At 71.3% G+C, this 20,765-nt stretch carries 19 protein-coding genes and 1 tRNA gene; 10 read left to right on the forward strand and 10 right to left on the reverse strand.

Translation table 11 applies throughout. The features are described 5' to 3' along the window. Positions 1-78 precede the first annotated feature (78 nt). The 4 genes from eno to IF37_RS0111110 all read left to right on the forward strand — a co-directional run bounded on the left by eno (position 79) and on the right by IF37_RS0111110 (position 3,449). On the forward strand, positions 79-1,365 hold the full coding sequence (eno, locus tag IF37_RS0111095; protein WP_030739886.1) for a phosphopyruvate hydratase: 1,287 nt from the start codon (positions 79-81) through the stop codon (positions 1,363-1,365). A 103-nt stretch (positions 1,366-1,468) separates the two neighbouring features. Further along, positions 1,469-1,945: a septum formation initiator family protein gene (locus IF37_RS0111100; protein WP_030739889.1), complete on the forward strand. Its 477-nt coding sequence runs from the start codon at positions 1,469-1,471 to the stop codon at positions 1,943-1,945. A gap of 29 nt (positions 1,946-1,974) precedes the next feature. Beyond that, the gene (locus IF37_RS0111105) at positions 1,975-2,511 is read left to right on the forward strand and encodes a DUF501 domain-containing protein (protein ID WP_030739892.1); all 537 of its coding nucleotides are present in this window, start codon (positions 1,975-1,977) and stop codon (positions 2,509-2,511) included. Beyond that, positions 2,508-3,449, forward strand: a complete 942-nt coding sequence (locus IF37_RS0111110) for a Ppx/GppA phosphatase family protein (protein WP_030739895.1) — start codon at positions 2,508-2,510, stop codon at positions 3,447-3,449. The genes IF37_RS0111105 and IF37_RS0111110 overlap by 4 nt, the downstream gene beginning before the upstream one ends. Positions 3,450-3,454: 5 nt before the next feature. On the opposite strand, the gene IF37_RS0111115 is transcribed toward IF37_RS0111110, so the two are convergent. Both IF37_RS0111115 and IF37_RS0111120 read right to left on the reverse strand, forming a co-directional pair. Continuing rightward, a complete protein-coding gene (locus tag IF37_RS0111115; protein WP_030739898.1) occupies positions 3,455-3,724 on the reverse strand; it encodes a type II toxin-antitoxin system RelE/ParE family toxin in 270 nt (89 codons plus the stop codon). Next, positions 3,721-3,993 (reverse strand): type II toxin-antitoxin system Phd/YefM family antitoxin, encoded by a 273-nt coding sequence (locus IF37_RS0111120; protein ID WP_030739901.1) that lies wholly within the window; start codon positions 3,991-3,993, stop codon positions 3,721-3,723. Before IF37_RS0111120 ends, IF37_RS0111115 begins: the two co-directional genes overlap by 4 nt. A 539-nt stretch (positions 3,994-4,532) precedes the next feature. Here IF37_RS0111120 and IF37_RS0111125 point away from each other — a divergent pair. Together IF37_RS0111125 and IF37_RS0111130 are read left to right on the forward strand one after the other, a co-directional pair. Then, positions 4,533-5,912 carry an NAD(P)/FAD-dependent oxidoreductase gene (locus IF37_RS0111125; RefSeq protein ID WP_079165664.1) on the forward strand — a complete coding sequence of 460 codons (1,380 nt, stop codon included), beginning with the start codon at positions 4,533-4,535 and terminating at the stop codon, positions 5,910-5,912. Positions 5,913-6,131: 219 nt separating this feature from the next. Further along, positions 6,132-7,424: a cyclopropane-fatty-acyl-phospholipid synthase family protein gene (locus tag IF37_RS0111130; protein ID WP_030739905.1), complete on the forward strand. Its 1,293-nt coding sequence runs from the start codon at positions 6,132-6,134 to the stop codon at positions 7,422-7,424. Between the two features lie 87 nt (positions 7,425-7,511). On the opposite strand, the gene IF37_RS0111135 is transcribed toward IF37_RS0111130, so the two are convergent. Beyond that, positions 7,512-10,040 carry an ABC transporter permease gene (locus IF37_RS0111135; RefSeq protein WP_030739907.1) on the reverse strand — a complete coding sequence of 843 codons (2,529 nt, stop codon included), beginning with the start codon at positions 10,038-10,040 and terminating at the stop codon, positions 7,512-7,514. Then, on the reverse strand, positions 10,040-10,810 hold the full coding sequence (locus tag IF37_RS0111140; RefSeq protein WP_030739909.1) for an ABC transporter ATP-binding protein: 771 nt from the start codon (positions 10,808-10,810) through the stop codon (positions 10,040-10,042). The genes IF37_RS0111135 and IF37_RS0111140 overlap by 1 nt, the downstream gene beginning before the upstream one ends. A 425-nt stretch (positions 10,811-11,235) precedes the next feature. Between IF37_RS0111140 and IF37_RS0111145 the strand changes: the two genes are divergently transcribed. Then, positions 11,236-11,319, forward strand: a tRNA-Leu gene (locus IF37_RS0111145). Positions 11,320-11,681: 362 nt separating this feature from the next. Next, positions 11,682-12,542, forward strand: coding sequence for a Bax inhibitor-1/YccA family protein (locus IF37_RS0111150; protein ID WP_030739911.1), 861 nt, complete (start codon positions 11,682-11,684; stop codon positions 12,540-12,542). Between the two features lie 55 nt (positions 12,543-12,597). Here the strand turns inward: IF37_RS0111150 and IF37_RS0111155 are convergent, their stop codons facing one another. Continuing rightward, entirely contained in the window at positions 12,598-12,828 is a 231-nt protein-coding gene (locus IF37_RS0111155; RefSeq protein ID WP_030653267.1) for a DUF4287 domain-containing protein, read from the reverse strand. Positions 12,829-12,927: 99 nt separating this feature from the next. Between IF37_RS0111155 and IF37_RS0111160 the strand changes: the two genes are divergently transcribed. Continuing rightward, on the forward strand, positions 12,928-13,239 hold the full coding sequence (locus tag IF37_RS0111160) for a hypothetical protein (protein WP_253915728.1): 312 nt from the start codon (positions 12,928-12,930) through the stop codon (positions 13,237-13,239). A gap of 21 nt (positions 13,240-13,260) precedes the next feature. On the opposite strand, the gene IF37_RS0111165 is transcribed toward IF37_RS0111160, so the two are convergent. The 3 genes from IF37_RS0111165 to IF37_RS0111175 form a co-directional block, all read right to left on the reverse strand. Next, entirely contained in the window at positions 13,261-14,043 is a 783-nt protein-coding gene (locus IF37_RS0111165) for a hypothetical protein (protein ID WP_030739917.1), read from the reverse strand. A gap of 327 nt (positions 14,044-14,370) precedes the next feature. Further along, complete coding sequence (locus tag IF37_RS0111170; RefSeq protein ID WP_030739920.1) at positions 14,371-15,591, reverse strand: acetyl-CoA C-acetyltransferase; 1,221 nt, start codon at positions 15,589-15,591, stop codon at positions 14,371-14,373. A gap of 141 nt (positions 15,592-15,732) precedes the next feature. Beyond that, entirely contained in the window at positions 15,733-16,752 is a 1,020-nt protein-coding gene (locus IF37_RS0111175; protein ID WP_030739923.1) for an SGNH/GDSL hydrolase family protein, read from the reverse strand. A 160-nt stretch (positions 16,753-16,912) separates the two neighbouring features. On the opposite strand from IF37_RS0111175, the gene IF37_RS0111180 reads away from it, so the two are divergent. Continuing rightward, positions 16,913-18,304: a cystathionine beta-synthase gene (locus IF37_RS0111180; protein WP_030739927.1), complete on the forward strand. Its 1,392-nt coding sequence runs from the start codon at positions 16,913-16,915 to the stop codon at positions 18,302-18,304. A 482-nt stretch (positions 18,305-18,786) separates the two neighbouring features. Here IF37_RS0111180 and IF37_RS0111185 read toward each other — a convergent pair whose 3' ends face one another. Continuing rightward, entirely contained in the window at positions 18,787-19,251 is a 465-nt protein-coding gene (locus IF37_RS0111185; RefSeq protein ID WP_030739930.1) for a hypothetical protein, read from the reverse strand. Between the two features lie 10 nt (positions 19,252-19,261). Next, positions 19,262-20,674, reverse strand: a complete 1,413-nt coding sequence (locus IF37_RS0111190; protein WP_030739933.1) for a cytosine permease — start codon at positions 20,672-20,674, stop codon at positions 19,262-19,264. Positions 20,675-20,765 lie beyond the last annotated feature (91 nt).

Consider the following 20,765-nt stretch of genomic DNA (forward strand, 5'->3'; position numbering starts at 1 on the left):
CCGACGACCCCGGGACGGTTAGGCTCTAGTCGCAAGGCACACCAGCCCCGCACTTCCAGCGTCACATCCAAGAAGGAGATGCTCGTGCCGTCCATCGACGTCGTCGTAGCCCGGGAAATCCTGGACTCCCGAGGCAACCCCACGGTCGAGGTCGAGGTCGGCCTCGACGACGGCAGCACGGGTCGTGCCGCCGTCCCGTCCGGCGCCTCCACCGGCGCCTTCGAGGCCATCGAGCTCCGCGACGGTGACCCGAACCGCTACCAGGGCAAGGGCGTCGAGAAGGCCGTCCTCGCCGTCATCGAGCAGATCGGCCCGGAGCTGGTCGGCTACGACGCCACCGAGCAGCGGCTGATCGACCAGGCCATGTTCGACCTGGACGCCACCGACAACAAGGGCTCCCTCGGCGCCAACGCGATCCTCGGCGTCTCGCTCGCCGTCGCCCACGCCGCCTCCGAGGCCAGCGACCTCCCGCTCTTCCGCTACCTGGGCGGCCCGAACGCGCACCTGCTGCCGGTGCCGATGATGAACATCCTGAACGGCGGCTCGCACGCCGACTCCAACGTGGACATCCAGGAGTTCATGATCGCCCCGATCGGCGCGGAGTCCTTCTCCGAGGCCCTGCGCTGGGGCACCGAGGTCTACCACACCCTGAAGAAGGTCCTGAAGAACAAGGGCCTGTCGACCGGCCTCGGCGACGAGGGCGGCTTCGCCCCGAACCTCGGCTCCAACCGTGAGGCCCTCGACCTCATCCTGGAAGCGATCAAGGAAGCCGGCTACGCCCCCGGCGAGCAGATCGCCCTCGCGCTCGACGTGGCCGCCTCCGAGTTCTACAAGGACGGCAAGTACCTCTTCGAGGGCAAGGAGCGCTCCGCCGCCGAGATGACGGAGTACTACGAGGAGCTGGTGGCGGCCTACCCGCTCGTCTCCATCGAGGACCCGCTGTTCGAGGACGACTGGGCCGGCTGGAAGGTCATCACCGACCGTCTGGGTGACAAGGTCCAGCTGGTCGGCGACGACCTGTTCGTCACCAACCCCGAGCGCCTGGCCCGCGGCATCGAGGAGGGCACCGCCAACGCCCTGCTGGTCAAGGTCAACCAGATCGGCTCGCTGACCGAGACCCTGGACGCCGTCGAGCTGGCCCAGCGCAACGGCTTCAAGTGCATGATGTCCCACCGCTCCGGCGAGACCGAGGACGTCACCATCGCCGACCTGGCCGTCGCCACCAACTGCGGCCAGATCAAGACCGGCGCCCCGGCCCGCTCCGAGCGCGTCGCCAAGTACAACCAGCTGCTGCGCATCGAGGAGATCCTCGACGACGCCGCGGTGTACGCCGGCCGCTCCGCCTTCCCGCGCTTCAAGGACTGAGCGCCCGCCTGGGCCAAGTCGTAGCCAAGTCGTACGTACGTCCCCGGACCCGGTCCCGTACCGTGTCCGGGGACGTACGCGCGTGTGAACGGGAGGCGGGAAGATGGCCGTGAAGGACCGTGACCGGTTCTCCACCGCGACCAGGCTGCGACTGCTCGGCGAGCAGACGGCGGCCCGCGTCTACCGTTCCCAGACCAAGCGGCAGGCCCGCCGCTCCCGGCTGACCGGCCGCGCGGCGCTGCTCGCCCTGGTCGTGTGCTCGCTGGTCGTCGCGCTCGCCTATCCGATGCGGCAGTACGTCTCCCAGCGCGCGGAGATCGCCGACGTCCAGCGCCAGCAGGAGCAGGCCCGCCGGCGGGTCGAGCAGCTGCGCGACCTCAAGGCGCGCTGGCAGGACGACGCCTACGCCGAGCAGCAGATCCGCCGCCGGCTGCACTACGTGCGCCCCGGTGAGACGGGGTACGTGGTCGTCGACCCCGGCGCCGCCAAGCAGTCCCGCACCGACCTCGGGGCCGCGCACCGGCCCTGGTACGCGAACGTCTGGGACGGCGTCGACAAGTCCGACGCCTCCGACCAGTGAACGCAGAGAAAGCCACCCTGAAAGCAGTCATGGAAACCCCTCCGCCGCCCACTCCGCGCACCGAGCCCACCGACGCGGACGTAGAGGCCTTCAAGCAGCAGCTGGGCCGTCCGCCGCGGGGCCTCAGGGCCATCGCGCACCGTTGCCCATGCGGTCAGCCGGACGTCGTGGAGACGGCACCGCGCCTGCCCGACGGCACGCCCTTCCCGACGCTGTACTACCTGACGTGCCCCAAGGCGTCCTCCGCCATCGGCACGCTGGAGGCGAACGGCGTGATGAAGGAGATGACCGAGCGGCTCCAGCACGACACGGAGCTGGCCGCGGCCTACCGCGCCGCGCACGAGGACTACATCCGGCGCCGGGACGAGATCGAGGTCCTGAAGGGCTTCCCGAGCGCGGGCGGCATGCCGGACCGGGTGAAGTGCCTGCACGTGCTCGTCGCCCACTCGCTGGCGGCCGGTCCGGGCGTGAACCCGCTCGGCGACGAGGCGCTGGCGATGCTGCCCGAGTGGTGGCGCAAGGGGGCCTGTGTGACGCTCGACGAGGCCGGAGAGGAGGGCCGGTGACCCGGGTCGCCGCCATCGACTGCGGTACCAACTCCATCCGGCTGCTGGTCGCCGACGCCGACCCGGCGACGGGCGAACTGACCGAGCTGGACCGCCGGATGACGATCGTGCGACTCGGCCAGGGCGTCGACCGCACCGGCCGGCTCGCCCCCGAGGCGCTGGAGCGCACCTTCGCCGCCTGCCGCGAGTACGCGGCGGTGATCAAGGAGCACGGCGCCGAGCGGGTCCGCTTCGTCGCCACCTCCGCCTCCCGGGACGCCGAGAACCGGGACGACTTCGTCCGCGGCGTGCTGGAGATCCTCGGCGTGGAGCCGGAGGTGATCACCGGCGACCAGGAGGCCGAGTTCTCCTTCACCGGGGCGACCAAGGAGCTGACCGGCCGCGCGGACCTGGCCAGGCCCTATCTCGTCGTGGACATCGGCGGCGGCTCCACCGAGTTCGTCGTCGGCGACGACCACGTGCGCGCCGCGCGGTCGGTGGACGTCGGCTGTGTGCGGATGACGGAACGGCACCTGGTGCACGAGGGCAGGGTGAGCGACCCGCCCACCGCCGAGCAGATCGCCGCCATAAGGGCCGACATCGAGGCCGCGCTGGACCTGGCCGGGCAGACCGTGCCGCTGCGCGAGGCGCACACCCTGGTGGGTCTCGCGGGGTCCGTGACCACGGTGTCCGCGATCGCCCAGGAACTGCCCGAGTACGACTCCACGCGCATCCACCACTCCCGGATCTCCCGGGAGCGCGTGCGCGAGATCACCGAGTGGCTGCTGCGCTCCACGCACGCCGAGCGCGCCGCCATCCCGTCCATGCACCCGGGGCGGGTCGACGTCATCGGCGCGGGCGCCCTCGTACTGCTCGCGATCATGGAGCGGACCGGAGCCGAGGAGGTCGTGGTGAGCGAGCACGACATCCTGGACGGAATCGGCTGGTCCCTGGCCTGACCCGCCTACAGCTTGCGGTACACATCCCGCCGGTCGCCTACCTTGACGACGAGAATGATCAATTCGCCATCGTCGACCTGGTAGGCGATTCGGTAGCTTCCGACCCTGAGCCGGTAGAGCCCGGACGGGCCGGTGAGCTTCTTGACGTCGGCGTCCTCGCGGTACGGGTCGTCACCGAGCGCGGTCAGCGCGGTCAGGATGCGCATGGCGTCGGGGCGGCTGATGGCCCGGAGCTGCCGCTGCGCCGCTGTGGTGAACCGGAAGGCGTACTTCACGCCGCGTCGCCGTTCTGCTCGGTGAACAGGTCCGCCAGCAGTTCCGCCATCGTCACCGTGGGGCCGCCCTCAGCCAGGACCGCTTCGGCTTCGCGCGCCAGCATGACGTCGGCGGCTTCCTCCAGGGCCTCGAAGTCCGCGATCGGGACCACGGCCGCCACCGGAGCGCCGTTGCGCGTGATGACGGTCGGAACGCCTTCCTCGGCTCGGTTGATGTGGTCGGCGAGGTGCGCGCGGGCTTCCCGCACGGTCACGGTGTTCTCAGTCATGAAGCCAGTGTACGCGCGAGCGTGTACACGAGACTCCGCTCAGGGGGTCGCGCGCGAGTGATCCTGGACGGGCGTTCGTGTGGCCGGTGGCGTGGCTCTCTTTTGTTACCCATCGGTAGCCATCCGCTGAGCAGGTCCGATAACGTTTGAGCGCCCCTGAGGGCCCCGCCGGCGACCCTCGGTCCGGGTCGTGCGGAAAACTTCGTGAAGTTCTTCACAAGTAATTGGTCCGCAGGGCACCCCCGGAGGGGGTCTATTGGCCCTTCCGGGGCATCAGGAAACGTTTGAACATGTTCAGATGATGGACGCGGAGGTGACCCAGAACGAGGCGTTCCGCATCCGTCACGGCACCCCCGTGAGGCCCCTGCGGCCCTGGAGGGGCAGCTCACGCGGCCTTGACAACGGGGCGAACCGCCCCGCGGTTCCCTCCGGCGCCCATGATCTGCGTCACGCGAGTCGCGGAGTTTAACACAGGGCCTGTCGGACCTTGTGAAGGGGCGCACGAGCACCCCCCCTGAGGCAGGTGGATACTCGATGCCATGAGCACCACGGAGCGTCCCAGGATCCTCGTAGTAGGCGGTGGGTACGTAGGCCTGTACGCAGCTCGGCGCATCCTCAAGAAGATGCGCTACGGCGAGGCGACCGTCACGGTCGTCGACCCTCGGTCGTACATGACCTACCAGCCCTTCCTCCCCGAAGCCGCCGCCGGCAGCATCTCCCCTCGCCACGTCGTCGTCCCGCTGCGACGCGTGCTGCCGAAGGCGGAGGTCCTCACCGGTCGGGTCACCACCATCGACCAGGACCGCAAGGTCGCCACGATCGCCCCGCTGGTGGGCGAGGCGTACGAGCTGCCCTTCGACTACCTGGTCATCGCGCTCGGCGCGGTCTCCCGCACCTTCCCGATCCCCGGCCTCGCCGAGCAGGGCATCGGCATGAAGGGCATCGAGGAGTCCATCGGCCTGCGCAACCACGTGCTGGAGCAGCTGGACAAGGCCGACTCCACGACCGACGAGGAGATCCGCCGCAAGGCGCTCACCTTCGTCTTCATCGGCGGTGGCTTCGCGGGCGCGGAGACCATCGGCGAGGTCGAGGACATGGCACGGGACGCCGCCAAGTACTACAAGAACGTGTCCCGCGAGGACATGCGCTTCGTCCTCGTCGACGCCGCCGACAAGATCCTTCCCGAGGTCGGCCCCAAGCTCGGCCAGTACGGCAAGGAGCACCTGGAGAGCCGGGGCGTGGAGATCTACCTCTCCACCTCGATGGACTCCTGCGTCGACGGCCATGTGGTGCTCAAGAACGGCCTCGAGGTCGACGCCAACACGATCGTGTGGACCGCCGGCGTCAAGCCGAACCCGGCGCTCTCCCGCTACGGTCTGCCCCTCGGCCCGCGCGGCCACGTCGACTGCGCGCCGACCCTCCAGGTCACCGGCACGGACTACATCTGGGCCGCCGGCGACAACGCGCAGGTCCCGGACCTCGTCGGCCGCCGGGCGGGCAACGAGAACGCCTGGTGCCCGCCGAACGCCCAGCACGCGCTGCGCCAGGCCAAGGTCCTCGGCGACAACGTGATCTCCGGTATGCGGGGCTTCCCGCAGAAGGACTACGAGCACGCCAACAAGGGTGCGGTCGCCGGTCTCGGCCTGCACAAGGGCGTGGCGATGATCGTCATGGGCAAGATGAAGATCAAGCTCAAGGGCCGCCTCGCCTGGTACATGCACCGTGGCTACCACGGCATGGCGATGCCGACCTGGAACCGCAAGATCCGCGTCTTCGCCGACTGGACCCTCGGCATGTTCCTCAAGCGCGAGGTCGTCTCCCTGGGCGCCATGGAGAACCCCCGCGAGGAGTTCTACGAGGCCGCCAAGCCGGCGCCGGTCGCCGCCGCCAAGACCGAGGAGAAGGCCAAGGCCTCCTGACCTCCCGGTCACACCCCGGCCCCCGCGGTCACAGCACGACCCGAAGGACCTCCCGCCATCCGTGGTGCGGGAGGTCCTTCGGCGTTCCCGCGACGGCGGGTCCGTAGTCCACCCGACTGTTTTGCCCAGTCGTAACTCCATTGCGGGAGTGTGCTCGGGACCACGCGGTGTTTACGTGGTGAACGGACATCCGGGATCGTCGTCTTGGAGGTGTGCGCCATGGCCGAAGCCGCGCCGCGGCTGAGGAATCTTGCCGAGCAGGTACTGGGAGGCCCGCTCCCGGTACGCCTGAAGGCGTGGGACGGATCGGAGGCGGGGCCGCCGGACGCGCCGACGCTCGTCCTGCGCAACCGCCGGGCCCTGCGCCGGATGCTGTTCAAACCGGGCGAACTGGGCCTCGCCCGCGCCTGGGTCTCCGGAGACCTCGACGTCGAGGGCGACCTGTACACCGCGCTGGACGCGATGGCCGGCCTCGTCTGGGAGCGCGACGAGGACGCCCGCGGCCTGCGCCAGGCCGTGCGCGACCCCGGCGTCCGGGCCGCCGCCCGCGAGCTCCTGCTGCTGGCCGGCCCGCCGATCCCGCCCGCCCCGCCGAGCGAGGAGATCCGCAGACCCCGCCGCCGTCTGCACACCCGCCGCACCGACAAGCAGGCGATCAGCCACCACTACGACGTCGGCAACGACTTCTACGAGATCGTCCTCGGACCGTCGATGGTGTACTCCTGCGCGTACTGGGAGGACGCCGGCACGCTGGAGTCCGCCCAGCGCGACAAGCTCGAACTGATCTGCGCGAAACTCGGCCTGAAGGAGGGCCAGCGGCTGCTGGACGTCGGCTGCGGCTGGGGCTCCATGGCGATCCACGCGGCCCGCGAGCACGGCGTGAGCGTCGTCGGGATCACGCTGTCCCAGGAGCAGGCGGCGTACGCCCGCAAGCGGGTCGCCGAAGAGGGGCTGGCCGACCGGGTGGAGATCCGGGTCCAGGACTACCGGGACGTCGTGGACGGCCCGTACGACGCGATCTCCTCCATCGGCATGGCCGAGCACGTCGGCGCCGAACGGTACCTGGAGTACGCGCGGCAGCTGTACTCCCTGCTGGCGCCCGGCGGCCGGCTGCTCAACCACCAGATCGCCCGCCGCCCGCAGAGCGACGAATCGGCGTACGAGGTCGACCGGTTCATCGACGCCTACGTCTTCCCCGACGGCGAACTCGCGCCGGTCGGCACCACCGTCACCCAGCTGGAGCGGGCCGGGTTCGAGGTCCGGGACGTGGAGTCCATCCGCGAGCACTACGCCCGCACCCTGCGCCGCTGGGTCGCCAACCTGGAGGCCGACTGGGACCACGCGGTCCGGCTCACCAGCCCCGGCCGCGCCCGCGTCTGGCGGCTGTACATGGCCGCCTCCGCGCTCGCCTTCGAACGCAACCGCATCGGCGTCAACCAGGTCCTGGCGGTCCGCACCCCCGAGTCCGGCGACTCCGGGCTCCCGTTGCGCACCCGCACCTGGAACGCCTGACCCGCGGCCCACGGGCCCGCGGGCCCACGGCACACGGCACGAAAGAGGGGCCCCGTGACGTACGGGGCCCCTCTCGCGGTGTACGGGCTACGGGGACTTGATGGCGGCCAGTGGGTTCAGCCGGGCCGCGCGGCGGGCCGGCCACAGGGCGGCCAGCACCCCGACCGTGCCCGCCAGCAGCAGGAAGACCGCCAGCCGGCCCCAGGGCAGGACCAGTTCGTACGTCGGCATCTTCGTGCCCAGCAGTTCACCGGCCGCCCAGCCGAAGAACACGCCGAGACCGATGCCGAGCACCCCGCCGAACAGGGAGATGACCAGCGACTCCAGGCGGACCATCCGCTTGACCGCCCGGCGGTCCAGGCCGATCGCGCGGAGCATGCCGATCTCCTGGGAGCGCTCGAACACCGACATCGCCAGGGTGTTGACGACCCCGAGGACCGCGACGATCACCGCCATGCCGAGCAGGCCGTAGACCATGTTCAGCATCAGCGTGAACATCTTGGCGATGTCGTCGGAGATGTCCTGCTTGTCCTGGACCTTGATCGCCGGATTGTCGCCGAGCGCCTTCTCCAGGCCGTCCTTGGCCGCGTCGGTGGCGCCGCCCGCGGTCTTGACCATCACCTGCATGTCGGCCGGATCGGCCAGGTGCGGGGTGAGGACCGCGTTGTCGAGGATGATGCCGTTGAGCATGTCGTTGCCCTCGTACACGCCCGCCACGGTCAGCCGCCGCGCCGTGCCGTCCTCGAAGTGCGCGGTGAACCGCGAGCCGGCCCGCCAGCCGTGGTCCTCGGCCCGGTCCCGGTCCACCACGACCCGGGTGCCGCCCACGGTGAAGGAGCCGTCGGTCACCTTCAGGTCCGTCAGCCGGCCGATCGCCGCTCCGTCGACACCGGTCAGGAACTCCGTGCCGCCGTCGACGCGGGACTCGCCGTTGCGCAGCGGGCTGCTGGCGGTGACCCCGTCGGCGGCGGCGAGCCTGCGCGCCACGTCGGGGGAGAGCGGGCCGCGGTTGGCCATCGAGACCACGTAGTCGGCGCGGATCGCGGAGCTGGCCATCTTGTCGATGGACGTCTGGAGGCTGCCCGCCATCACCGTCATGCCGGTGATCAGGGTCAGGCCGATCATCAGCGCGGAGGCGGTGGCCGCGGTGCGGCGCGGGTTGCGGACCGCGTTCTGCCGGGCCAGCTTGCCCGACACCCCGAAGGCGCGCAGGACCGGCGCGGCGGCGGCGATCAGCGGCCGGGACAGCAGCGGGGTCAGCACGAACACGCCGATGACGAGCAGGACCGCGCCGAGGCCCAGCACGGCCTGGCCGCTGTCGGCGTTCATCCGCGTGCCCGCGAGGACCACCGCGACACCGGCCGCCGCGAACAGCGAGCCCAGCGTGTTGCGCAGCACCAGGGACTTGGCGGTCGCCTTGGCGTGCACGCTGCCCATCGCCGCCACCGGCGGGATCTTCGCTGCCCGGCGGCCGGGCAGCCAGGCGGCCAGCATGGTGATGAGGATGCCGACGGCGAGGGCGGTCAGCACCGTGCCGCCGCTGATCACCAGCGGTCCGTCGGGCATGCTCCCGCCGAAGGAGCCCAGCAGGGAGCGCAGGCCCGCGCCGATGCCGATGCCGGCGGCCAGACCGGTGACACCGGCGACCGCGCCGACCGCGAACGCCTCGACGAGCACCGAGCGGGTGACCTGGCGGCGGGAGGCGCCGACCGCCCGGAGCAGGGCCAGCTCGCGGGTGCGCTGGGCGACCAGCATGGTGAAGGTGTTGGCGATGATGAACGTGCCGACGAACAGCGCGATGCCGGCGAACACCAGCAGGGCCTGCTTCAGACCGCCCATGGACGAGGAGATCGCCCGCGCCTGGTCGTCGGCGAGTTGCGCGCCGGTGGTGGTCTTCACCAGCTTCGCGGGCAGGGCCTTGTCCAGGGCTGCCTTGAGCGCCCCCTGGCCGGTGCCGGCCGCGGCCCGCACGTCGATCTCGTCGTACGTGCCCTTCTTGCCGAACAGGGACTGCGCGGTCGGCGTGTCGAACAGGGTGAGACTGCCGCCGGCGGCCACGTTGCCGTCGTCGGTGGTGAAGATGCCGCTGACGGTACGGGTGAGGACCGGGCCGTCGACGGAGAGACGCACGGTGTCGCCGACCCGGAAGCCGGCCCGCTCGGCGGTCGCGGAGTCGATCAGCACCTCGTCCCCGCCGCGCGGGGCGTGGCCGCCGACCAGCGGGTAGCGGGGGTCCTCGGTGCCCCAGTAGTTGCCGCCGGCGGACTGCCAGTCGCCGCCGACGAGCTTGCCGTCCTTGCCGGCGACGGCGGTGAAGCCGGAGACGACACCGGTGGCGGAGGCGGCCCCGGGCACCTTGGCGGCCTTGTCGAGCAGGGCCTGGGTCAGCTCGGGCACCTTGCCGACCTTGTCGCCCCGGGAGTCCTGGTACTCGGGCCGTATGGCGACGTCGACCTGTTCGAAGCCCTTGGCCGAACTCTTCTGATAGGCATCGGAGATGGTGTTGGTGAAGACGAGGGTCCCGGAGACGAACGCCACGCCGAGCATGACGGCGAGCACGGTCATCAGGAGCCGGGCCTTGTGCGCGAGGACGTTGCGCAGGGCGGTGCGGAACATCAGCTGGTACGGCCCTTCGCGTCGAACTGCTTCATGAGGTCGAGGACGGAGTCGGCCGTGGGGGAGCGCAGCTCGTCCACGATCCGGCCGTCGGCCAGGAAGACGACGCGGTCCGCGTAGGCGGCGGCCACCGGGTCGTGGGTCACCATGACCACCGTCTGGCCCAGCTCGCGCACGGAGTTGCGCAGGAAGCCCAGCACCTCGGCGCCGGAGCGCGAGTCGAGGTTCCCGGTCGGCTCGTCGCCGAAGACGATGTCGGGCCTGGAGGCCAGGGCCCGGGCGACGGCGACCCGCTGCTGCTGGCCGCCGGACAGCTGCGACGGCCGGTGGCTCAGGCGCCCCGACAGCCCGACCATCCCGATGACCCGGTCCAGCCACGCCCGGTCCGCCTTGCGCCCCGCTATGTCCATCGGGAGGGTGATGTTCTCCAGGGCGGTGAGGGTCGGCAGCAGGTTGAACGCCTGGAAGATGAAGCCGATCTTGTCCCGGCGCAACCGGGTGAGCTGCTTGTCCTTCAGGGACGCCAGCTCGGTGTCGCCGATCCGGACGGACCCGGAGGTGAAGGTGTCCAGTCCGGCCACGCAGTGCATCAGCGTGGACTTGCCGGAGCCGGAGGGCCCCATGATCGCGGTGAACTCCGCCTGCCGGAAGTCGACCGAGACGCGGTCCAGGGCGACCACCCGGGTCTCACCCTGCCCGTAGATCTTCGACAGCTCCGTGGCGCGTGCGGCCACGGCGGTGGTCCGGCCGGCGGTGGGTGTGGTGGTCACGGGAAGGTGCTCCTGTCGGGACGACGTGTTCCTGGGGACCACTCCATCGTCCCGGCGCCGGGAGGGCGGGGAGTCAGTCGCTGTTCCGGTTCCGGGGGGCGACCGGGGTCGGACGGGGGGCCGCCGTGTCATACCTGGGGAGGACGGCCGACCCCGAGACCGGCCCCGGGAAGGGGCAGGCCGGGTGAGCGTCCCGCCGGTACGTACAGAACCGGTGGACCGGCCTTGTTCGGGCGGTGAAATTCCGTCATTTCGTGTACGCGTGCGCACCCGTCACGGCACGCTCTTGGCAAGTGCGGATGGCGCGTTCCAGGGGCTGATGCACCCTCAGACGTCAATAAAATAAGACAACATCGGTCCACCCGTCCGCTGTTCGGGGGATGGCTGCCGATAGGCTCGGACCCTCGATGCGGAGCCCATGGCCTGCCCGGATGGTGGAATGCAGACACGGCGAGCTTAAACCTCGCTGCCCCTTCGCGGGCGTGCCGGTTCAAGTCCGGCTCCGGGCACTTCTCCGACACCTTCGCGCGTACGAGAACCGGTCATCCGGTTCGGTACGCCCATCGCGCCGTACCCGCCGCGCACCGTGTCGACCTCCCCGCGCTCACCGGGGGCCGGTCCGTGACCGTCTCCGCCCGGCCGAGGTCTGCGACCTCCGGGTGTTCACCGTCTCCCGCGCGGCCGAGACCGGCCTGGCCCAGGCGTGCACAGCTTCTCCGCCCGGCCGCGCGTCCATGGCTGGGAATCGGAAGCGCGCGTAGCGTGTTGCGAAGCAGGGCAGGGGGAAGATCCTCCTCAAGTATCATGGTCGATCCTTTGCCAATCCATTACTCTTGAGCCAAGACTGCACCGGCAGTCATGGAGGAGTGAAATGAGGAGCAGTAACCCGGTCTTCTCGCGACGGGGCTTCAGCCGCGACAACGGCTACGCCGGCTTCAACACCGCACCGCAGGCCGGGTACGCACAGGGCAACCCGTACGCGCAGAACCCCTACGCGCAGAACCCGTACGCCCAGCCGGACGCGCAGTTGGGCGTACAGCCGCAGGCCCCGGCCGCCACCGGCCGGATGACCATGGACGACGTCGTCGTCCGCTCGGCCCTCACGCTGGGCACGGTCGCCGTCGGCGCCGTCCTCGCCTGGGCGCTGCTGCCGGTCTCGGGCACCAGCTACGGCCTGGCCGTCGGCTCCGCGCTGATCGCGTTCGTCCTGGCGATGGTCCAGAGCTTCAAGCGCACCCCGTCGCCCGCGCTGATCCTCGGGTACGCCGCCTTCGAGGGCGTCTTCCTAGGCGTCTTCAGCGAGATGTTCAACAGCCGCTGGAGCGGCGCCCCGTTCCAGGCGGTGCTCGGCACCATGGCGGTCTCCGGCGCCACCCTGCTGATCTACAAGGCCGGCTGGATCCGTGTCACCGCCCGCTACGCCCGCGTGGGCCTCGCCATCGCGATGGCCTTCATGGTCGTCATGGCGGTCAACCTGCTGCTGGTGGCCTTCGGCGTCGCCGAGAACGGCGGACTGCGCAGCTTCGGGCCGCTCGGCGCGCTCGTCGGCATCATCGCGATCGTGCTCGGCGCGTTCTTCCTGACCCTCGACTTCAAGCAGATCGAGGACGGCATCGCCTACGGCGCCCCGCGCGAGGAGTCCTGGCTCGCCGCGTTCGGCCTCACCATGACGCTGGTCTGGATCTACGTGGAGATGCTGCGGCTGGTGGCCATCTTCAGCAGCAACGACTAGCGCGTCCGCCGCACGCGCCAGGGCCCCGGGCAAGCCGCCCGGGGCCCTTGGGCGTTCAGAGCAGCTTGCGCGCCGCCCTCCTCAGGTCGTACTCGTGCACGATCGCCTTGGCGTGGCCGTACGCCAGGTCGTACTCGTGCCGGAGCCAGCTGACCTTCTCCTCGAAGCGGAACAGTGCCGGGCCTTCTTCGACGGTGCGCAGCCAGTCGGAGACTTCACGACCGGTGCAGTGCGGGATGCGGGCGAGCAGGTTGCGGTGGGTCTCCTCGGAGAAGACATGGGACATCGGCGCCTCCGGACACAAAGGGGATGTAAGCCGGTCCTTCAGGTCACCGTGCCCGAGCGTTCGCGTCTTGGCAACAGTGCGGCGCGTTACGCTCGGCGCGTGGTTGATACGACGCCCCTGACCCAAGCAGTGGATCATTTCGCCGACCGGTTGCGGGCGGCACCGCAGAGCCGGCTCCAGCGCAGCGCCGCGGCGGAGGCCCTCGCCCTGGCCAGGGAGTTGGCCCGGCGGACCCAGGCCGTCGAGGAGCCGGGGAGCGAGCCCCGCCAGATGCCGGACGCGGGCATGTTCGCCGTGGCCGACCAGATCCTGGTGGCCGCGCACGACCTGGCCCTGGTGCTGAGCAGCGCCGAAGAAGTCGCCGAGGCCGTGCGGCTGGTGGAGGAGGCACGGCAGCGGGCTGGGGTCTGAGGGCCGTTGACCGCCGGTGCCTCAGACGGACGCGATGACCCTGTCCGCGAGGACGAAGACCGTCTCCTCGCCGTACGCGAACGTCAGGGTGTACGCGCCGGAGATGCCCGAGCCGCCCAGGAGGTACGGCGACTCGCCCGACTCCAGGGCCGTGGCCAGGCGCTCCGCCGTCTCGCGGTGGCCCGGGGTCATACAGAGGGTGGTGCCGTCGGCGAAGACGTAGACGTCGAGCGTGCCCAGCGGACCGGGACGGACGTCGGCGAGCCCGATGCGCCCGGCGGCCAGCTCCTCCAGCGCCGTCACCGTGCGCTCGTGGTCGTTGCCGGCCGGGAACTGCACCGGGACGAAGTCGGGGTGCGAGGGGTGCCGGCGGCGGGCGGCGGCCAGCTCCGGGGACTCCCCGGCGAACTCGTCGGCGTCGGCGGTCGGCTCGGACACCGGCTCCAGCGGCTCAAGACCGGTGAAGTCCGCCTGCCGGGGCAGGAACAGATCGGCCTCGGGCAGACCGAACAGCGACGGCGCGTCGGAGGCGTCCCGTGCCTCCTGGGCCGCCCAGAAGGCACGCGCCTCGGCCAGCTCGCGCTCCCGCTCCTCGGCGAGCGCCTCGGCCACGGCCGCGCGTATCTCGTCGGCGTCGGCCGCGGCACGGGCGTGCGGCAGCGGGGCGCGCGTGCCGGCCGCCCCGTCCTCGGCGAGCTGCCGCTGGAGCTCGGTGAGCTGGCGGCGCAGCTTCAGGACGGTGCGCAGAACGGCGACGCCCACGGCACCCGTGGCGGCCGTGGTGAGCAGCAAGGCGATCGGCATGGCGCTCACTGACAGACTCCTGGTTCGCAGTCGACCCCCGACTTCCTACATCAGCTTGAAGGGTGGACTAACCAGCTGTCAGTGCGTAACGTCACGAAACGGACAGTTCTTCAGGCTCGTGGTGGTGTCGTGCGCCGTGCCGACCCGTGTTGACCTGCGCGGATGTTCAGAGCAGGCGAGATAGGTCACATCATGGGCGAGATTGGGTCACGGAAAGACCCGGAACCTCGTTCCTCCCCGGTTCCGGGCCGTTCCGCGACCTGCCGTGCGGGGTCCGCTACGGACGGTGGGTCCGCCGCGGACGTCGGGTCCGCCGCGGGCGGTGGGTCAGCTGAGGCGCTCGATCACCATCGCCATGCCCTGGCCGCCGCCGACGCACATCGTCTCCAGGCCGAACTGCTTGTCGTGCCACTGGAGCGAGTTGATCAGCGTGCCGGTGATCCGGGCGCCCGTCATGCCGAAGGGGTGGCCGACGGCGATGGCGCCGCCGTTGACGTTCAGCTTGTCCAGGTCGATGCCCAGCTCGCGGTAGGAGGGGATCACCTGGGCGGCGAAGGCCTCGTTGATCTCGACCAGGTCGATGTCGTCGATGGTCAGCCCCGCCCGCCGCAGCGCCTGCTTGCTCGCCTCGACCGGGCCGAGGCCCATGATCTCGGGCGAGAGGCCGGAAACGCCGGTGGACACGATCCGGGCCAGCGGGGTCAGCCCCAGCTCGCGGGCCTTGGTGTCCGACATGATGACGAGCGCGGCGGCGCCGTCGTTCAGCGGGCAGCAGTTGCCGGCGGTGACCAGGCCGTCCGGGCGGAAGACGGGCTTCAGACCGGCCACGCCCTCCATCGTGACGCCGGCGCGCGGGCCGTCGTCCGCGCTGACCACGGTGCCGTCGGGGAGGGTCACCGGGGTGATCTCCCGCTCCCAGAAACCGTTCTTGATGGCCTGCTCGGCGAGGTTCTGCGAGCGGACGCCGAACTCGTCCATCTCCTGGCGGGTGATGCCCTTGGCGCGCGCCAGGTTCTCGGCGGTCTGGCCCATCGCGATGTACGGGTCGGGCAGCAGGCCGTCCTCGCGCGGGTCGTGCCAGGTCGTGCCCTCCTGCTTGGCGACGGCCTCGGTGCGGGCCTCGGCCTCGGCGAACAGCGGGTTGTGGGTGCCCGGCATACCGTCGGAGCTGCCCTTGGCGTAGCGGGAGACCGTCTCGACACCGGCCGAGATGAAGACGTCGCCCTCGCCCGCCTTGATGGCGTGCAGCGCCATCCGGGAGGTCTGGAGGGAGGAGGAGCAGTAGCGGGTGATCGTGCAGCCCGGCAGGTGGTCCATGCCCATCTGCACGGCGACGATCCGGCCGAGGTTGTGGCCCTGCTCGCCGCCCGGGAGGCCGCAGCCGAGCATCAGGTCGTCGATGTCCCGGGGGTCCAGCTCGGGCACCTTGGCGAGCGCCGCCTGGATGATCGTGGCGGTCAGGTCGTCGGGGCGCAGGTCCTTCAGGGAGCCCTTGTTCGCGCGGCCGATGGGGGAGCGGGCGGTCGAGACGATGACGGCTTCGGGCATCACGGCTCCAGTGGAAGGAGGTTGGGCAGGGCCGGTTGGGAAGTTACCCGTACGTATGGTCCAGGTCACCGGTGTCGCGGTGTGACGCTGACCGCAATTGTCTAAGCGCTTGCTTGGCTTCCGGGGGCGGGCGGCGGCCGGTCACAGCGACGGGGCCGCCGGCTCGGCCTCCGGCACCCGGCGCCGGCGCCGCCGCTTGAGCAGCGCCCATGGCCCGCGCGGACCGGCGGGCATCGCCGCCGCCACCTCCGTACCCGCCTCCGACACCGCCTCGGCCGCGGCCCGGGCGACCGGCAGGAAGCCCTCGCGGCGCGACTCGTCCGGCCGGTCCTCCTCGGCCGGCCACAGACCCAGCGCCGCGCACACCGTCGGCAGCACCGCCATCGCCGCCGTCGCGTAGCCCTCGGCCGACGGGTGGTAGTTGTCCGGCCCGAACAGCTCGCGCGGGTTCGCCTCGAACTCGGGGCCGAGCAGGTCGCCCAGCGACACCGTGCGCCCGCCCTGTTCCACCGCGCCGATCGTCTGGGCCGCCGCGAGCTGCCGGGACGCCCGCCGGGCCAGCCACCGCAGCGGCTGCTGCACCGGCTCGATCGTGCCGAGGTCGGGACAGGTGCCGACCACCACCTCGGCCCCGGCCGTGCGCAGCCGCCGTACCGCCGCCGACAGGTGCCGCACCGAGCGGGTCGGCGGCATCCGGTGGGTCACGTCGTTGGCGCCGACCATGATCACGCAGATGTCCGGGACGGGCGCGGGCGACGACAGCACCAGGGCCACCTGGCGGTCGAGGTCGTCCGACTGGGCCCCCGGCAGCGCCACGTTCCGCAGCTCCACCGGGTGCTCCGCCACCGCCGCCAGCCCCGAGGCCAGCAGCGCGCCCGGGGTCTGGCCCGCCCGGTGCACCCCCTGCCCCGCCGCCGTGGAGTCCCCGAGCATGGTCAGGCGCAGCGGCGGCTCGCCCGGGACGCCGTACGCATGGCCGTACACGCCGTCGGCCGTCGGCACCCTCCCGCCGCCGCCGTTGCCCACATGGCGCCGCGCCAGCCGGACCTCCGCCAGCACCAGACCGACCACGGCCGCGCCGATCAGCCCGGCCCCGCCGCCGCCGTACGCCGCCCCGGCCGCGATGCGCCGGGCCACCCGCGCCCTCGACATGCTCGTCATGCGTCGCCGCCACCTCCTCGTAGCCGTACACCCACTCCTTGCCCCGTACGGGCCGTGCGCCAATCTCAGCGGAGAGTGAACGACGCCGTCCCCCGCACGGCTGGCCTTAGGCTGGCGACACCACTACGAACACATCTTTTTGCGGCGACCGGAGACAACGGTGCAATATCACGACTCGATGATCAGCCTCGTCGGCAACACCCCGCTGGTGCGGCTCAACAGCGTGACCAAGGGCATCCAGGCGACCGTCCTGGCCAAGGTGGAGTACTTCAACCCGGGCGGTTCCGTGAAGGACCGCATCGCCCTGCGCATGATCGAGGCGGCCGAGCGCAGCGGGGAGCTGAAGCCCGGGGGCACGATCGTCGAGCCGACCAGTGGCAACACCGGCGTGGGTCTTGCCATCGTGGCCCAGCAGAAGGGCTACAAGTGCATCTTCGTCTGCCCCGACAAGGTGAGCACCGACAAGATCAACGTGCTGCGCGCGTACGGCGCCGAGGTCGTCGTCTGCCCGACCGCCGTGGACCCCGAGCACCCGGACTCCTATTACAACGTCTCCGACCGGCTCGTCCGTGAGACCCCGGGCGCCTGGAAGCCCGACCAGTACTCCAACCCCAACAACCCGCTCTCGCACTATCACTCGACCGGTCCCGAGCTGTGGGAGCAGACCGAGGGGAAGATCACCCACTTCGTGGCGGGCGTGGGCACCGGCGGCACCATCTCCGGCACCGGCCGCTATCTGAAGGAGGCCAGCCAGGGCGCGGTCAAGGTGGTCGGCGCCGACCCCGAGGGCTCGGTGTACTCCGGCGGTTCCGGGCGGCCGTACCTGGTCGAGGGCGTCGGTGAGGACTTCTGGCCGACCGCCTACGACCGCACCGTCGCGGACGAGATCGTCGCCGTGTCCGACAAGGACTCCTTCCAGATGACCCGCCGGCTGGCCAAGGAGGAGGGCCTGCTGGTGGGCGGCTCCTGCGGCATGGCCGTCGTGGCCGCGCTGGAGGTCGCCGGGCGGCTCGGCCCGGACGACGTCGTGGTGGTGCTGCTCCCGGACAGCGGGCGCGGCTACCTGTCGAAGATCTTCAACGACGAGTGGATGGCCGACTACGGCTTCCTGGAGGACGAGGGCCCGAGCGCCCGCGTCGGCGACGTGCTGAACGACAAGGTGGCCGGCTCCATCCCGTCCCTGGTGCACATGCACCCGGAGGAGACCGTCGGCCAGGCCATCGAGGTGCTGCGCGAGTACGGCGTCTCGCAGATGCCCGTCGTCAAGCCCGGCGCCGGTCACCCTGACGTGATGGCCGCCGAGGTCGTCGGCTCCGTGGTGGAGCGCGAGCTGCTCGACGCCCTGTTCAGCAAGCGCGCCTCGCTGGAGGACCCGCTGGAGAAGCACATGTGCTCCCCGCTGCCCCAGGTCGGCTCCGGCGAGCCGGTCGGCGACCTGATGCAGGTGCTCGGCACGGCGGACGCGGCGATCGTGCTGGTCGAGGGCAAGCCGACCGGTGTGGTCAGCCGGCAGGACCTGCTCGCCTTCCTGGCCAAGGGCGGCGCCAAGTAGCGGACGGCCGGCGGGAGACGGCCGGCCGGCGGACCGCCCGGGACCGCGGCGGACCCGGCGTGGGCACGGGCGCGCGGCGGGCGCGGGGCGGGGGTTCGCGGAAGTGGTACGAGCGTGTCATGTGCGCGCAGCACCCGCTTAACACGGGTCCGGCACATTGGTGGATGTCGGCGGGCGGGAGCGGCTCCCCGCCCGAACCGGCGCCGAACGGCGCCAAGGACCTCCGGAGCGGCTCCCGGACCTCCATGGACGCCATGGACGCGCAAGCCCGGCCCTGACCCGGCCCGCGTCCCTCGCGGGGACCGCCGTCGTCCCGCCCCCCGGCAACGGGGGTGCGGCGGTCCCCGCGACAACCTCTTTCCCGGCCTTCCGGCGTTCTCGGCCTTCCGGCGTTCTCGGCCTTCCGGCGTTCTCGGCCTTCCGGCCTTCTCGGCCTTCCGGCCTTCCGGCCTCCCGTTTCCGGGTGGGGCGGCGCCGGGCGGTCAGTCGTCGTTTCGGGAGGTGGCCGGGGCGCGGCGGGTGGGGAGGAGGCCGGGGTCGAGCCGGACGGCCTGCACCGCGTTGACGCCGACGATGCCGATCCAGGTGACCACCATCCCCGGCAGCCCGGCGAGGGCGCCGGCGATCGCGGACAGCGGGATCGACAGGACCAGGGTGATCAGGGCGAAGCCGTGGCGCTCGGCCCAGGAGTCGGCCTTCGGGCGCCGGGCCCCGCGGGCCTCGGCCGTCCTCCGCTCGGCCAGGTGCCGGCGCACCCGGCGGTCCACCGTCTCGCCGATCCGCCGCTCGACCTTCTCCAGGAAGGAGTCCACCAGCGCGGAGTCGTAGTCGTCGCCCAGATCCCGGCGGGCCCGCACGGTCGCGTCGAGCTCCTTGCCGAGGTCGGGGTCCGTCCTGAGGCCGGGGTCCTCCCGGGGGCCGGCGTCGCGCGGATCGAGTCTGTCCATACCGGGCAGCCTAGGAAGCCGTCCGCTCCGCCGCACTGGGGCTGGCCCCCGGGTCCGGGACCGGGGCGGCCACCGGGCCGCGGCGGGCGACCAGCAGGTACAGCGGCGCCGGCACGGCCAGGCCGACGAGCCAGGAGATGTCCGCGCCGCCCAGCGGGGCCACCAGCGGGCCGGTGTAGAAGCCCGTCGCGAGGAACGGCAGCTGGGCGAGGAGCCCGGCCGCGTACACGGCGAGGGCGTCCCAGCGCCAGGCGCCGTACCGGCCGTGCGGGTCGGCGAGGGCCGGGAGGTCGTACCGCTCCTTGGAGACCAGGTAGTAGTCGACCAGGTTGATCGCCGACCAGGGGGTGAAGAACGTCAGCAGGAACAGCAGGAAGTCCTTGAAGGACGACAGGAAGCTGTCCTTGCCCAGCAGGGCCACGGCGGTGCCGGCCACCATGACCAGCGCGATGTACCCGGCCCGGCCCGCCCGGGACAACTGCCGCTGCCCGCGGAAGCCGCTCACGCTCGTCACCATCGACATGAAGCCGCCGTAGGTGTTGAGGACGTTGACGGTGAGCTTGCCGAGGGCGATGACGAAGTAGAAGAAGGACGCGGCCAGTCCGGTGCCGCCGAGGGCGACGACGTAGCCGACCTGGCTGTCCAGGAACTCCCCGCCCGCCGTGGCGGCGACCAGTACCCCGAAGGTCATCGACCACTGGCCGCCCAGCGCCGAGCCGGCCAGGGTCCACCCGAAGGTGGCCTTCGGGGACGTCGTCCGCGGCAGGTAGCGCGAGTAGTCCGCCACGTACGGGCCGAACGCCAGTTGCCAGGACGCCGACAGGGACACCGCCAGCAGGAACACCGGCAGCGAGAAGTGGGCGTCGTGCACCAGCGCGGAGACGTCGGCGCGGTCCAGCAGGCGTACGGCGAGGTAGACGAAGGCGAGTGCGCACACGGTGCTCGTGACCCGGCCGAGCGCGTGGATGACCCGGTAGCCGACGGTCGCCGTGACCGCCGTGACGGCGGCGAAGACGATGATCCCCGTGGTGTCGTCGGTGTGCGTCAGCTCGCCCACCGCCTGTCCGGCGAGCACGCTGCCGGACGCGAAGAAGCCGATGTACATGACCACCACCAGCAGCAGCGGTACGACCGCCCCGCGCACCCCGAACTGGGCCCGGGACTGGATCATCTGCGGCAGCCCGAGGCGCGGGCCCTGGGCGGAGTGCAGGGCCATCACCGCGCCGCCGAGCAGGTTGCCGAGCAGCAGGCCGGTCACCGACCACACCACGTCGCCGCCGAAGACGACCGCGAGGGCGCCCGTGACGACGGCCGTGATCTGGAGGTTCGCCCCGAGCCAGAGCGTGAACTGGCTGAAGGCCGTGCCGTGCCGTTCCTCGTCCGGGACGACGTCGATGGAGCGCAGTTCCACGAGCGGTGCCATGCGGTCTCCCCACGCTGGGCTGTATAACGGTATGCAGCGACACACTGTCTGAATAGGGCTGGTGTTTGTCAATGCCCCGGCGCTGTACTCT

This window comes from Streptomyces sp. NRRL S-31, from assembly GCF_000718775.1.
Taxonomy (GTDB): Bacteria; Actinomycetota; Actinomycetes; order Streptomycetales; family Streptomycetaceae; genus Streptomyces.

Excerpts from the sequence above, each read along its gene's own strand:
- IF37_RS0111150 (WP_030739911.1), top strand. The coding sequence starts at position 11,682 with ATGAGGAGCAGTAACCCGGTCTTCTCGCGACGGGGCTTCAGCCGCGAC.
- IF37_RS0111175 (WP_030739923.1), bottom strand. The coding sequence starts at position 16,752 with ATGACGAGCATGTCGAGGGCGCGGGTGGCCCGGCGCATCGCGGCCGGG.
- IF37_RS0111135 (WP_030739907.1), bottom strand. The coding sequence starts at position 10,040 with ATGTTCCGCACCGCCCTGCGCAACGTCCTCGCGCACAAGGCCCGGCTC.
- eno (WP_030739886.1), top strand. The coding sequence starts at position 79 with ATGCTCGTGCCGTCCATCGACGTCGTCGTAGCCCGGGAAATCCTGGAC.
- IF37_RS0111165 (WP_030739917.1), bottom strand. The coding sequence starts at position 14,043 with ATGCCGATCGCCTTGCTGCTCACCACGGCCGCCACGGGTGCCGTGGGC.
- IF37_RS0111185 (WP_030739930.1), bottom strand. The coding sequence starts at position 19,251 with ATGGACAGACTCGATCCGCGCGACGCCGGCCCCCGGGAGGACCCCGGC.
- IF37_RS0111120 (WP_030739901.1), bottom strand. The coding sequence starts at position 3,993 with ATGACTGAGAACACCGTGACCGTGCGGGAAGCCCGCGCGCACCTCGCC.
- IF37_RS0111100 (WP_030739889.1), top strand. The coding sequence starts at position 1,469 with ATGGCCGTGAAGGACCGTGACCGGTTCTCCACCGCGACCAGGCTGCGA.
- IF37_RS0111190 (WP_030739933.1), bottom strand. The coding sequence starts at position 20,674 with ATGGCACCGCTCGTGGAACTGCGCTCCATCGACGTCGTCCCGGACGAG.
- IF37_RS0111155 (WP_030653267.1), bottom strand. The coding sequence starts at position 12,828 with ATGTCCCATGTCTTCTCCGAGGAGACCCACCGCAACCTGCTCGCCCGC.
- IF37_RS0111105 (WP_030739892.1), top strand. The coding sequence starts at position 1,975 with ATGGAAACCCCTCCGCCGCCCACTCCGCGCACCGAGCCCACCGACGCG.
- IF37_RS0111170 (WP_030739920.1), bottom strand. The coding sequence starts at position 15,591 with ATGCCCGAAGCCGTCATCGTCTCGACCGCCCGCTCCCCCATCGGCCGC.
- IF37_RS0111125 (WP_079165664.1), top strand. The coding sequence starts at position 4,533 with ATGAGCACCACGGAGCGTCCCAGGATCCTCGTAGTAGGCGGTGGGTAC.
- IF37_RS0111130 (WP_030739905.1), top strand. The coding sequence starts at position 6,132 with ATGGCCGAAGCCGCGCCGCGGCTGAGGAATCTTGCCGAGCAGGTACTG.